Genomic DNA, 12,572 nt, shown 5'->3' with positions numbered 1-12,572 from the left:
ACGGGCGAGGATTTGGCAGGCGGCCGGGAGTGCTCCCCGCACGCGCGGGGATGGTCCCCACGCCGGGTCCGGAGACGACGACGTCCTCGCGTGCTCCCCGCACCCGCGGGGATGGTCCCAACCCGGACGGTTTCGGAAACGTCACCACGGGGTGCTCCCCGCACCCGCGGGGATGATCCCGTCTCGGACTCTGCCAGGCGATCACGATTATGTGTTCCCCGCCCCCGCGGGGATGGTCCCGACAAGCTGTTCTCCTCCTGGTCCGGGTTCATGTGCTCCCCGCACCCGCAGGGATGGTCCCGTGATACGGCGAGGCGCAGCCCTACCGGTAACGTGCTCCCCGCACCCGCGGGGAGCATCCCCGCGTTGAAGCCCTGTCGGGTGCGACCGGCAAGTGCTCCCCGCACACCCGCGGGATGGTCCCCGGCACAGCGCCGCCGACACCCGCTCGATCGCGTGCTCCCCGCCCCCGCGGGTATGGTCCCACCCACGCCGCAGCGTTGTAGGCGTCCTTCTCGTGCTCCCCGCGCCCGCGGGGATGGTCCCTGGGAGGCCAAGTACGCAAAGGCCGCCACCCTGTGCTCCCCGTAGGGCAACCGACGGAACTCGCTGACCTGCTAAAACGCGGCGTCTGTGCGGCGTAGGCCCCGTATTGGGTGGTGGAGATTCCCGGTGTGCAATCGGCGGCGGCTGTCGCCGGCCGTGAGCGTCGACGAACCCGCCGTGGCGGACCAGACCGATGATCCCTCCGGCAATTCGTCACCCTGGGAACCGCATTTCGTCGGCTCCGCCATTCGGGCGGCAAGTGCCAGTGCGGCGGCTTCCTGTCCGGCGACGGTGCCCACTGAGTAGAAGGTGAGGCCCAGCTCGTCGAGTGCCGAGGATGTCGCCGAGCTGCTCCTTGTTGAAGCCGTCGCCCAGCAGCTGATGAGTGAGCCTCGCGTTAGGGTTGGCTCATTCTGTTCTGCTGCCACTGGCCGTTGACATCATCGAGGATCGTCTGGCACTGGGTGTGATAGTCAGTCGCTCTCTTGGCCCCGGTGGGTGCGTCGGGCAGTGTCGACTCCAAAGCGATGCGAGAACGCAGCGCGTAGAGACGGTTCAGCGCACCCTGGTACGTGACCCATGATTCCCTGGCGCCATACCAGCCGGTCCAGGCTGCGGAGACTGTCGCAAGGGCTGCGAAGCCCAGCGACAGACTGCTCAGCCATCCGTGTTTGTAGATCTGGTTGAGGCCGATGAGAAAGGTCGTTGCCGCGCCCAGGGTTGCGGTGCTCACGGTCTGCAGCAAGGACATGCGGCGAAAGAAGCGCTTCGCCGAGGAGAACGCCTTGATGTGCTGAGCGATCTGGTCCTGTACGAGTCGGAGCGGGTCGGCGTCTTCCTCCGATGAGGGTTCGTCGCTCACTGCGGCTCATCCTTCCCATCGGTCGGTGCGCCGGAGCGCTGCCCGATACGCGCCGACCGCCCGCTCCAGGGAGAAGCCCCGGAAGGAGACCCTCTCACGGGTGATCGCGCTTGCCCAGTCGAGCACCAGGCCACGGCTCGGCGGACTGTCGTATCGTCCGACGTCTACGCCGTCAGCGTTCGTCATGAGGTGCAGGAAGCGGGCGATGGTGAACTGACGGTCAAGCGGTCCGCGGAGCATGAGGACGCCAAGCCAGGGCAGACAGCTGCGTTCCTCCCCGAACGCCATCAAAAAGCAGTTGAGCATCAACCGGTACGCAGCCGCGTCCGCCATGGGGCCCAACGACTGGCTGTCAGCGCCGAAGTACTGCTCCGGCGCACTCAGGTACCTGCTCGGCACGGCCCCGACGGTGTCCACATAGTCCGTGGGCCTGGGTAGATCAGGCTCTTCCGGTAAATTCCAACGCGGCTGCCACGCGGACCACCATCGTCCGCGCTCCGGGAAGCGGTCGAAGGTCTCGGGCAATTGTCTGGTCTCGATGAGGAACGAACGTCGCACCGCGTCATCCAGCTCATCGAGAGGTTCGTCGCTGTCGCGGGCGAGCGACTCGGCGATTCCCGACACTGCAGGGAGGTTCTCGAGAGCCCAGGCGAAATAGCCGAAGGCCTCGGGTAGGCCAGCCGAGGACACCCTCATGGGAAGACCACCTCCGTCGCTCGGCCGAAAGGTTGGACGTAGTGAACCTGCTCCACCGTGAAGTCGTCGCCCAGCGCCCTTGGTACCCCGAACTCGACGAGGTGGTCAACGGCGTCCCCAAACAAGCCGTGCCTCTCCCGTACTGCCGCAATGTCGAACCCAGGCCCTCTACCCACGATGGTCAGCACGTAGCCCGGCGTGTCGTTGAACAGGGCAAAACTTAGGGCGATTGACCACCTGTGACTGCAGGAGACGAACGGGTTGGCATGCTTGGCGCTTTGGATGTGCAGGAGCTGGTCCTCCAGATGGCCCTGCGCCTTCTTGTCGCCGCGGTCCGACGCCCTCAACAACCTCGTGAACAGGTCGATTTGCATCTCGGTCCATGCCGTCGGGTCGTCGAAGTATCCCGACCGCAGTGACGGCGCCGTGATCTGCATGTCCGGCCGCCACTCCTTTTGTCCCCTGTAGAGTCGCACAGCATCTGGTTATACCCAGCGCGGCACGCGGTGTCCTGCCGTTCAGGCGGACGGTTGCCTCCGTGGCTCACGAGGTCATCGTTCGGCCGAGTCGATGCCAAAGTCAGCAGGCTTCGGCCAGGCGACAATGGTCGGAAGAGCTCTGCGTCACCCATCAGGAGTACGGCGCATTCGTCCCGGCGTTCGGCCAACTCATCGAAGGTGTCCTCTGGTGCCTTCAGCGGCGTGTCCGGTGGCAGTTGCTCCGCCCATCGGCTTGATGCGGGATCCGACTGCATTGTGCTGAGACGCCATCCGCTTTCCGAACGTGATCGTTGAGTTCGGGTGGGTGGGCATGAACTCTCGTTGGTGGCGGGAGGGATGGGCGTGGTTGGTCCGCTCGTCTGGCTCGTGGGGGTCGTTGGTGACGTCGGTGCTCGGTCTGCTGGAGGCCAGGGAGAAGAGGGTCCGGGAAGACATTGCGCGGCTGAGGGAGGAGGCCGAGCGGGTGCAGGCCGCGCTCGGTGAGGCGGAAGGTGTGCTTCAGCGGCTGGTGGACGCCCGGGTGACAGTGACCGAGGTACTGGGCCGGGCCGCCTTCCGCGATTACGGAGCCGACGGGAAGCACGGTGGCGGGTTCGACGGTGCCCCGGCGGGAGACGGGCATGGCGGCGACAGCCCTCGCGCCGGACTACCAGCGGATCTTGTCGGTGCTGGAGTCTGAAGCGGGCCGGGAGGGCATGCGCTGCCAGCAACTGGCCGTCGCGCTGGGACTGGAGGCCGTCCCGGCGAAGGTCGAGGGACTGCGATCGAAGGCGAAACGCCTGGTGGAGTGGGGGGTGGGCTCTGCAGGTGCGGCCGGGTGTGTTCACCGCTCTCCGGTGCCGGCCGTCTGAAACCGGCCGGGCGGCGTCCGGCCAGGCGGCCGCTCATGAGCGTGGTCATCGACCACAGCACCATGGCTTCGTGCATGGCCGGCAGTGTTTCGTAGTCGCGCACCAGGCGACGCGAGCGCATCAGCCAGCTCAGCGTCCTTTCCACCACCCACCTGCGCGGCAGCACCACGAACCCCGCGGTGTCGTCGGTGCGTTTGACGATTTGAAGGGTGAGCCGGGGCTTCTCGCGGGCCCAGTCGACGAGCCGGCCGGCATAGCCGCCGTCTGCCCACACCAGTCGGATAGAGAAGTACTGCCCTCGCAGCCGCTGAAGCAGCGGGACTGCGGCGTCGCGGTCCTGGACGCTTGCCGCACTCACTGCGACGGTCAGGACCAGACCGAGGCAGTCCACCACCAGGTGACGTTTGCGGCCGCCCACCTTCTTCCCACCGTCCCAGCCCGACGTCGGACGCGGGATGTTCACCGCCGCCCGCACCGACTGGGAGTCCACGATCGCGGCCGTCGGGTCCGGCGAGCGGCCTTCCTTGGCCCGGACGCGGTCGCGCAGTCGGTCGTGGAGTTCGGCGAGCAGCCCCGTGACCTGCCAGCGGCGGGCGAAGGCATGCACGCGGCGATACGGCGGGAAGTCCGCGGGCAGGTTGGCCCACTTCACGCCGTTGTCCACGACATAGCGCACCGCGTCGAGCATCACGCGGTGGCAATAGCCCTCCGGCCGCCCGCCTCGCCCTTCCAGCCAGGCCGGAACCGGAAGCAACGGCCGCACGACCCGCCACTCCGCCTCCGTCATGTCGGAGCCATAACTCGAGGTGCGGTCCGGCCCGTCCGCCGCGTTGCCGAACCTGTGCGCGAGGCAGTCACACGACGGTGGCAGCGAGTTGGACTCCACGCACGCGGACGCGAAAGACTGCGGCAACAGGGCCTCCTGGTACTCGGTTGGGATCGCACCCCCGAACTACCAAGAGGCCCTGCTGCCATGCGTCGGCCCTCACGCGATCACCCGATCAGGAACCCTGTTCGACCAGGCCAGCCCCCTGATCGATAAGCGGATGGCGTCTAAGGTTCTTCAGGGTGCTGAGCAGGTCAGCACTCCTCGATGGCCACGCAGGTCACGCTGTCAAACTCCGACCCAACTACGACGACCTGGTAGCCAAGGCGTACAAACTATCGGAGTCGGGGTGAATGCACCCTCATCACCCGCATCGTCGAGGGGCATCCAGACGGCTCTCGGTGGACTCCGGCTGCGGGCCATCCTTGCGTATGGCCCGCAGATCCTCCTCACAGCTTTGCTGCGCAAGGCACAGGTCGTCGCAGACCGGATCACCGGGGATGCAGCGTTCATGTCCTGCCCGCAGTCCCGTTACGTCGGCACTGAATGCATCGGCACACCGCGTGATCGAGTTGCAGTGCCCGGTCCGGAGTGAAGACTGGGAAGTAGAACATTTCCGCAGGCCCAACCGTCGCGTGAAGTACGGCGTGCCTCTATCGCTGGACCGTGCATGGCTGCGGAAGACCCAGTCGCCGGTTGCGCGGATCTACCTCATGACAGATCTAGCACAGCCCCATGCGGCCTTTGCCCGAGAGGGCTTTGCCCTGTTACTCGGTGAATGCGTAGAACGGTGCGTGGTCGGAAGCGCTCGGAACGCCATCAATTGGAGCCCGCGATGACAAACGAACGTGACGGCGAGCAGCGGAACGGACTGCAGCTACACCAGATGATCTCAGCGCTTCGTACGGAACTAGAGACGGCGCAGCAGGAAAGTGCAGAGGAAGAGTTGCGCTTTGGCGTGTCTGGTGTCGAGCTTGAGGCCACGGTCCAGGTGACGGTCGAGGGTGGAGGCAAAGGTGGCGTCAGGTTTTGGGTTATCGAGGCCACTGGCGGAATGGATCGAAGCAAGGCAACCACGCAGCGCATCAAGCTCAATCTCGATGTTCCTCCCGGTACCCTCGTCAAGGGTCAGCGCGCAAAATGATCGGCGCGGACGCTGAGCGTCTGGTATCGGTTTTGCTGGATAACGCTCGCGGTTCGGGCTACCTTCTTGCGCCCACCTTGGTGCTAACTGCCGGGCATTGCGTGGAGTCTGAAGGTTCCGAGGCAGAGGTACTCAGGTTCAGCCGCGACAAACACGGACGATACGACCTGGCTGAGAGTTCCACCTTTAAGGTTGCAGTGAAGAGCGGCCCGGAAGCTCTCGACTTTGCACTACTCATTCATGAAGGGACCGCCTTTGATCCGCTGGCCCTGTGCGGAAAGGGGTGCGGCGAGGTTCGATTGGGTCGACTCGTGGGCGAGGACAAGGTTCCGGCGCAGGCACTCGGCTTTCCTACGTCAATGGTGGACACCCAGCAATACATGAACGTCGAAGATGCCCGGGGATTTGTACTTCCCCGGACCGGCAGTCGAACCGCCCACGATGCCGAAACACCAACAGAGCGCTTGCATTTTCAGATCAGCACTGGGACTCCAGTGAGAAGCGTGGCCGCGTCGCTGTGGGGCGGCATGTCGGGTGCGGCTCTGTTCAGCGGTGACTACTTGCTCGGCGTGATCACGGAGGATCGCCCGTCGGTTGAGGGGCGGCTCCAGGCCGTTCCTGTTGAGTGGATCTTCGGTGAGCGCGGCAATGAGGACGCGAAGGCGTGTTTGCGCCAATACCAGGTTCGGAGAACCGACGAAGCTCTAACCGATCCGGTATGGGCTGGACATGGGGTGCTCAAGCCGCCCTACAGTCCTCTCCCTCCCCCGGGCCAGTGGTCGGAGGCCGATCTCCTGCAGGCCCGATACGACGTCGTGCCCTTCTGCGGTGATGAACGCAAGCGTGAACGGGATCAGTTGACCGAGTGGTGTCGACAGCCCAGAAAGATCCGCATGCGATTGCTGTCGGGAGGTGGCGCCGTCGGCAAGACTCGCCTAGCCCGCGAAGTGTGCCGCGTCATGGGTGCTGAAGGCTGGGTTGCTGGCATCGTCGACCCGCTACGCGTTGACTTCTCCCAGGTGTGCGCTTTGGACGAGAAGCGTCTGCTGGTCGTCGACGACGCCGACGCTCATGTAGGCCAACTAGAGGCTCTCCTTGCCGAAGTAGATAGGCAATCCGACCGCCCAAATAGGCTGCGGATTCTCGCAGTGGGACACAGTGGGGGCCCCTGGTGGCAAGCAATTCGGCGTCGGCATGAGTCTCTTGTGGACAGCGGAGATCCTCCGCCGCTCATCACGCTGGCCCAGTGTAGTCGAAAGGACGTCTACAACGCTGCTGTCGAGGCCTTCCAAATCTGGTACCAGCAGAAAGAATTCTGGTATCAGCAGAAGGCACAGGGCGAAGCGACGGGGCAGGAAAAGGCTGCTTCCTCAGGTGACGAAGTGCCCACCGGAATCAGGGACACCCTTCCTGATCCGGATTTCGGAAGTCGCGATTTTGAGAGCTATCTTCTGATCTTGATTCAGGCTTTGGTTGACGCGCGCGCGAAAATGGACAAGAGCCCGGTTGTTTCCACCGCTCCAGCACTGCGCTCACGGGTGGAGGCTCTGCTCGACTACGCCATCGATGTGGAGCGAGAGAGGTGGCAGGAGGCGGCAAGATCTGCTGGGCTGCCCGACGACGCCGTGCTTCTCGAACGTGTCGTCGCCATTGCGAGCATGGCCGTGGCTGCTGGTCCGGCAGATGGAACGGGTGAGTCAGGCGGAAGGGGTGAGACAGAGGCGTCCCGCCGACTGAAGCTTGTCCCCGACCTCGCCGACGAGCCGGAATGGCGGCGGCGCGCATTCGCCCGATGGCAGCACACACAGTTCACGGGCGAGGGATACCTGCGTCCTCTCCAGCCGCTGCGCCTGGCCGAGCGCGTCGGAGCCAGGATGCTCGTGGCCTTTCCCGAGCTCGCTTCGCAACTGCTCGACGTCGAAGGGGCCGGCCCGGGAATCCCGTACTGCCCGGTAGACCAGTCGCACCAGGTGCTCAACGTGTTGCAGCTACTGCAGGTCACTGCGGAGAGCGAGGGGGAGAGCCACCGTACGAGTGCCGATATCCCAGGGACGAGTTCACACATCCAGACGGCCCGCGGCGTTCTCGAGCGTGCACTACGCGCACATGCCACCCCTTTGCTTCGGCTAGTGAAGAAGGTGGCGAAGAATGATGAGGACGGAACTGCCCAGGCCATCGGGGCCTCACTGGCGGCGGCGCTCAACACGATTTTGCAGAAAGGGGAAGCCCAGGCCATCGCTGCTGAGGTGCTGACGGAACTCGACGAGTCCTGTCCGGACGTCCTCCTTGAGCTAGCAACGGCCATAGCGGATCATGCAGTTGCCTACTACCAACGCGACGACGCGCCCCATACCGATGAAAAAACGGTGGGACTTGCCACTGCTCTTCAGCGGTGGTCCTTGTACCTGGCCAATTCCGGTTTCCGGAACCGGGCATGCGAGATCGCCTACGAGGCTGTGTACGCCCACCGTGCACTGGCACAGACGACATCATCGCCCGAACACAAGCGAGGGCTGGCAGAGGCACATAGCGATCTTGCCGATCGCCTCGACGAAGTTGGTCGTTTCGAGGAGGCCCACGATCAGGCTCGGGATGCCGTGCGGCTGTTCGACGAGCTGTACCAAGAGAGCCCACCGCAAGTGGACGCTTTCCGACTTGCCAAGGGCCTGTGCACGTACGCAACGGCCGCCAACGACATATTGATCCGAAACTCAATCGGTTCTATTCGAGGATGTAGCGGACGTGCGGGCCGCCGAAGTAGCCGCGGACGATATGTGGCTGACGTTGGCGGCGGTGGAAGAACCTGCGGGTCTCGGCGGCGAGTTGGGCCTGGTCGCGGGCCCGGCTGTGCATGGGCAGACTCCGTTTGAGGTCGGCGTTGACCAGCTCGTCGGGATTCAGCTCCGGCGAGTACGACGGCAGGAAGTGCAGCTCGATCCGGTCCGGATGATCGGCCAGCCAAGCGCGGACCTTGCGGGATCGGTGCGCGGAGTGACCGTCCAGGACGAGGTGCACCTTGTGGTCGAAGTGGCCGACGAGCCGGTCCAGGAAGCGGCACATGACGTCGGCGTCGAAGGTCTCGGTGAACACCATGAAGTGCATGCGGCCCTTCGTGCTGATCGCGGACATCGCGTTGACGGAGAACCGGTTGCCCGTGCGGTGCACGACCGGTGTGCGGCCCCGCTCACCCCAGGTGCGGCCGGTGACCTGGTCGGAACGGATGCCGACCTGATCGGCGAAGAGCACCTCCCCGCCCTCGGTCTTCGCCTTCGCGCGGATCGCCGGCCAGGTCTCCTCCCGCCAGACGCGGACCGCTTCCGCGTCCTGCTCGACGGCCCGCTTGTCCGGGCGCTGGAACGACAGGCCCCAGCGGCGCAGGTACTTGCCCACCCCCTGTTCGGTCAGCCGCACCCGGTACAGCTTCGCGATCAGGCCCCCCACTCCCGCGCGCGTCCACAGCTGCCCGGCCAGCCCCAGGTCACAGGGGCGGTGATCCAGAACCGCCTGCCGGATCGCCTGCTGCTCGACCGCGTCGAGAACCTGATGCTCGCCGACCCGGCGTCCACGCGGCTGAGCCACGAGCGCCTCGCGCCCGCCGGCCAGCCACTTCGCCCACCAATTGTCCACCGCCTTGAGCGAGACCCGGAACACCGCCGCGACATCCTCACGGTCCCGGCCCGCCACCAACGCGGCCACCGCTCGCAGTCGAAGGGCCTCCTGAGCCGACGGCGACAACTGCCTTGCGTCCCCCACCAGTTCACTCACGCAGGGATCAACGACCCAGAACATCTACCGTTTCGGATCAATAGGCCGACACCGGGAAGCTCTGCAAGCCGCCACGCGTGCGTGCAAGGTGACCCGGCGACTGCCGAAGGTCACCGAAGCCGAAGAAGAAGAAATCAAGGGTAAACAAGCGTTCGCCCTGCGGGCCTTGGCCTGGCAACTTGGCAAGAATGGATCCAAAGATGACGCCTTGAGCACAGCCAAAGATGCCTGTGCGAAGTACAGTGACCTTTTCAGTCGGAGTCCCGGTCGTTGGCGGCGCCACTATGCCCTGGCCTTGTCCATCTGTGGATCCCAGCATGAAGCCAAAGCGGAGTGGAACGATAGCATCAAACTGCATGAAGAGGCTGTGGATATCCATTATAAGACCTTGGAGCAGCAATATCGCGAGGCCGTCCGCCCTCATCACGCTAATGCGCTGAGGCACTTGGCGGCCGGGTTTCTTGGGCGGGCACGCGAGCAATCAAATCAACTGCCGCAGGTGCTTACGTCTGAGATCCCGGCACCCAGTGAACAGGTCAGGGATCTCGAGGCGGATCTCGACGAAGCTCGCGACAGGATCGATCAAGCGCTGACGCTGTACGAGAGTATGCGGCTTGACGACAGACGGGCCAACCGCCTCTCCCAGGCTGCAGCTTACCGGCTTAAAGCAGAGATCTTGGTGACCCAGGGAAACAATGACAAGCGCTTCTATCCGGAGCGACCCAGTCGGGCCTTCGATCCAGCCGAGACAGCCGCAATGAATGCGATCAAGATCTACAAGGGCATTGATAGGCATACATGGCAAACCCAGTTCGACATGACCCAGGCGCAGGCCATTTTGGTCCAGGCCCTGACCCGTCAGGGTCGTTTCAAAGAGGCCCGCGATGTGGTCGAGGATGTCAGGAGCTGCCTCCTCCAACTCGGTGCCGATGAGCCGGGCCGTGCCGAAGTCGGTGACACGCTGGAACGGATCGACAAAGACTTGGAGAGCATCGACGGCCTGAGCGAGCCACCTCAGCGATCACACAAACCGGTAAAGCTTGGGCTTCACCCCCGCAAGAAGGGCACTCAAGCGGCCAACCGCACACCGCATGCCCGGCACGGTCGTTACTGCCAGCGTTGAACCTGCATACCGCGGATCGAACGGCGTCTGATCAGGCCATTCTTTCGTGCTGGCGAGGGTATCGAGCGCTCGCTGAGGTGGCGCCAAGAGGGCCGCTTCCCGCGCCACTGCTGGCACTTGTCCGAGTGGTCGGGATCTCGGTCAAGTCGTCGAAGGCAGGACGTCTTGGATGGCGTTCATCGGCGACGTGCTCCTCCGTCCTGATAGTGTCTTCACCCAAACGGCAACACGCGACAACCGTCCGCAGAAGCGGTGCGGACCGGCGTGCCTCACGTTCCTCGCGCCGACCGCGACAAGGGCGTCCCGCAGCCAGAGCGCGGGGTCGACGCCGGCCCGCGGCACGGGCGCACCGAGCCGGATGAGCTGTGCAGCGGCGTATTCGCAGCCCTGTTCCTGCCTGCGGATCTTCTGGGCCGCTCGCGAGTTGAAGACCGTGCCGTCCGGCAACAGCTTCACGGTCCGGGCGGTGGCCCGGCCGCAGTAGGCCGCGTTCGACGCCTGATAGATCGTCCCGACGTGCCCCACCGCGATCAGGGCCCCGCGGTCACTGCGGCGGGGCACCGGATCGGCGAAGGACACCACCCCGCGCATACCCCTGGCGAGCAGCGCCTCGAACGTCCGCGCGAGGAACCAGCTCTCCGAATTTGCGGGGCATTCGTCCAGCAGGACGAAGCGCGAGCACTCCAAGGATTCGACGTACGGGACCAGCTCGGGAAGCGGCTTGATGAGCACGGCCTCACTGACGGGGACGCCGAACACCGCTACGCCGAACAGCCGGCGTTCTCCGCCGGCAACGAGGTAGAGGCCGAACCGCTCCTTGGCCGAGGGGTAGGAGGCGGAGTAGTGGTGCGCGAGGACGAAGGCCTTGGCCTCTTCCTCGGGCAGCGGCTCGACCGTGTAGCGGCGGGCGTCAAAGCCTCCTTCGCTGACGTGCCTCCATGACGGTGTGCGCTGCTGCCACCTTTGGCACCAGTCGGATGCGGTCGGGATCTCCGTCTGGATAGAGAAGGGCAGCTGCTCGCGGGAGCTCGAGGCGTCAGTGGACCTCACCGGGGTCTCCTTGTGGGCAGGGCCCGCCAGTCCCAGGGGCCGGACCGCGTGGCCAGCGGCCCCTGGGCGGGCGGTGGGGTGAAGGGGATCAGGCGGCCAGCGCGACGCGGGCCAGGTAGTCGTCGGCTGCGCCGGCGCCGAGGTGCTGCCGGACGGCGTCGCCGCGGTTCCAGACCAGCGGGCCTTCCTCGAGCTCGAGGCGCTCGGCCTCGGCGTAGACCTCCGCGAGGCTGTGACTCTGCTTGAAGCGGTGGCCGATCTTCGCTTCCAGGTCGCGGTAGCGGGCGGGCAGCGGCAGGCCGAGGGCCCAGCACAGACGGGCGGCGCGCACGAGGACGTCGAAGGGGGCCAGGACGCAGAACACGCAGGACAGGCTTTTCCGGACTACAGCATGGCTGGCAGTAGGCGTTGCTTCAGCCTTCAGCCTTCAGCCCTCAGGCTGTGAGGGTGTCGGCTCCCGCAGCAGAGTCGAGTGGCACAACGAGCGAGCGAAGTGTGACGATCACTTCGACGAGGCAGGGAGACGGAACGACACGGTAAGTAGTGGCAAAGTCACACCAGGACTTCGCCGCGGGAAGGTGACGGGAAGTGATCACCCAGCTCGTATCTCACCGTTCATTCGCCACGGGGACTGCGGTTCCCGTCACCGTTCCCCTGCTGCGATCCTGCGGTATGAAGGCAACCATGGCTTCGCTGGCCGGAGACTCGACCATGGGACTTGACTCGTTTGGGCTCCCCCGCGATATGCCGAGATGGATCATGGGGGCCCACAGTATTGGCGCTGCCGGGTAGCGGTTTCGAAGCCATCGAGCGGTCTGCTGGATGGCGAAGGCGGGATCGGCCAGGCCGGCATGAACTTGCGAATAAAAAGCCTCTGCCATGCTGGCTGCCACCCTGTCGTGGACCGGCCAGAGCGTCCCGATCACGTGCTCAAAGCCGCTCACCTGAAAAGCAGAGGACACGTGGATGGCTTCGTCCGCCAGTCGTGTCCCGCTCTGTGCAGTCCCGCATCCCGATAGGTAGACCAGTTTCGGTGAAAATTGGTACCGGAGTCGGGTGATGTCCGCGTACAAGTGATCGTGCACCACCTCGTACGGATGAGAGTGCACCAAAGTTGATGCGGTGATGGGTGGGTGCCGCGAGTCTTCTGTCGTCGGTTTCGGGGTGGCAGAGGGGCGGCTGAGGTGGTCTTGGACCCGCATCGGTGGC

Annotated in this window: 10 protein-coding genes and 1 pseudogene; 3 read left to right on the top strand and 8 right to left on the bottom strand. The window is 64.9% G+C overall.

What is annotated here, in order from left to right; all coding sequences use genetic code 11:
* Positions 1-943: 943 nt before the first annotated feature.
* The 4 genes from BN159_RS00300 to BN159_RS43330 form a co-directional block, all read right to left on the bottom strand.
* Positions 944-1,408 carry an SLATT domain-containing protein gene (locus BN159_RS00300; protein ID WP_015654850.1) on the bottom strand — a complete coding sequence of 155 codons (465 nt, stop codon included), beginning with the start codon at positions 1,406-1,408 and terminating at the stop codon, positions 944-946.
* A gap of 6 nt (positions 1,409-1,414) precedes the next feature.
* Complete coding sequence (locus tag BN159_RS00295) at positions 1,415-2,104, bottom strand: hypothetical protein (protein WP_015654849.1); 690 nt, start codon at positions 2,102-2,104, stop codon at positions 1,415-1,417.
* Complete coding sequence (locus BN159_RS00290) at positions 2,101-2,541, bottom strand: hypothetical protein (protein WP_015654848.1); 441 nt, start codon at positions 2,539-2,541, stop codon at positions 2,101-2,103. The genes BN159_RS00295 and BN159_RS00290 overlap by 4 nt, the downstream gene beginning before the upstream one ends.
* A gap of 624 nt (positions 2,542-3,165) precedes the next feature.
* On the bottom strand, positions 3,166-4,242 hold the full coding sequence (locus tag BN159_RS43330) for an IS5 family transposase (protein WP_231905538.1): 1,077 nt from the start codon (positions 4,240-4,242) through the stop codon (positions 3,166-3,168).
* A gap of 874 nt (positions 4,243-5,116) precedes the next feature.
* Here BN159_RS43330 and BN159_RS43325 point away from each other — a divergent pair.
* Both BN159_RS43325 and BN159_RS46655 read left to right on the top strand, forming a co-directional pair.
* Positions 5,117-5,425, top strand: coding sequence for a trypco2 family protein (locus tag BN159_RS43325; protein WP_015654845.1), 309 nt, complete (start codon positions 5,117-5,119; stop codon positions 5,423-5,425).
* Positions 5,422-5,964, top strand: a pseudogene (locus BN159_RS46655) (hypothetical protein); the annotation flags it as partial. The gene BN159_RS43325 and the pseudogene BN159_RS46655, both read left to right, overlap by 4 nt.
* A gap of 2,182 nt (positions 5,965-8,146) precedes the next feature.
* On the opposite strand, the gene BN159_RS00275 reads toward BN159_RS46655, so the two are convergent.
* Positions 8,147-9,190: an IS630 family transposase gene (locus tag BN159_RS00275; protein ID WP_197541366.1), complete on the bottom strand. Its 1,044-nt coding sequence runs from the start codon at positions 9,188-9,190 to the stop codon at positions 8,147-8,149.
* An 88-nt stretch (positions 9,191-9,278) separates the two neighbouring features.
* Between BN159_RS00275 and BN159_RS00270 the strand changes: the two genes are divergently transcribed.
* The gene (locus tag BN159_RS00270) at positions 9,279-10,313 is read left to right on the top strand and encodes a hypothetical protein (RefSeq protein ID WP_157901046.1); all 1,035 of its coding nucleotides are present in this window, start codon (positions 9,279-9,281) and stop codon (positions 10,311-10,313) included.
* Between the two features lie 141 nt (positions 10,314-10,454).
* On the opposite strand, the gene BN159_RS00265 is transcribed toward BN159_RS00270, so the two are convergent.
* The 3 genes from BN159_RS00265 to BN159_RS47620 form a co-directional block, all read right to left on the bottom strand.
* The gene (locus BN159_RS00265; RefSeq protein WP_015654842.1) at positions 10,455-11,363 is read right to left on the bottom strand and encodes a Mom family adenine methylcarbamoylation protein; all 909 of its coding nucleotides are present in this window, start codon (positions 11,361-11,363) and stop codon (positions 10,455-10,457) included.
* Between the two features lie 88 nt (positions 11,364-11,451).
* Positions 11,452-11,727 (bottom strand): hypothetical protein, encoded by a 276-nt coding sequence (locus BN159_RS00260; RefSeq protein ID WP_015654841.1) that lies wholly within the window; start codon positions 11,725-11,727, stop codon positions 11,452-11,454.
* Between the two features lie 244 nt (positions 11,728-11,971).
* Positions 11,972-12,565: a CHAT domain-containing protein gene (locus BN159_RS47620; protein ID WP_078598972.1), complete on the bottom strand. Its 594-nt coding sequence runs from the start codon at positions 12,563-12,565 to the stop codon at positions 11,972-11,974.
* Positions 12,566-12,572: the final 7 nt, after the last annotated feature.

The sequence above is a fragment of the Streptomyces davaonensis JCM 4913 genome (genome assembly GCF_000349325.1).
Taxonomy (GTDB): Bacteria; Actinomycetota; Actinomycetes; order Streptomycetales; family Streptomycetaceae; genus Streptomyces; species Streptomyces davaonensis.
This window is presented reverse-complemented; position numbering and strand designations above follow the sequence as displayed.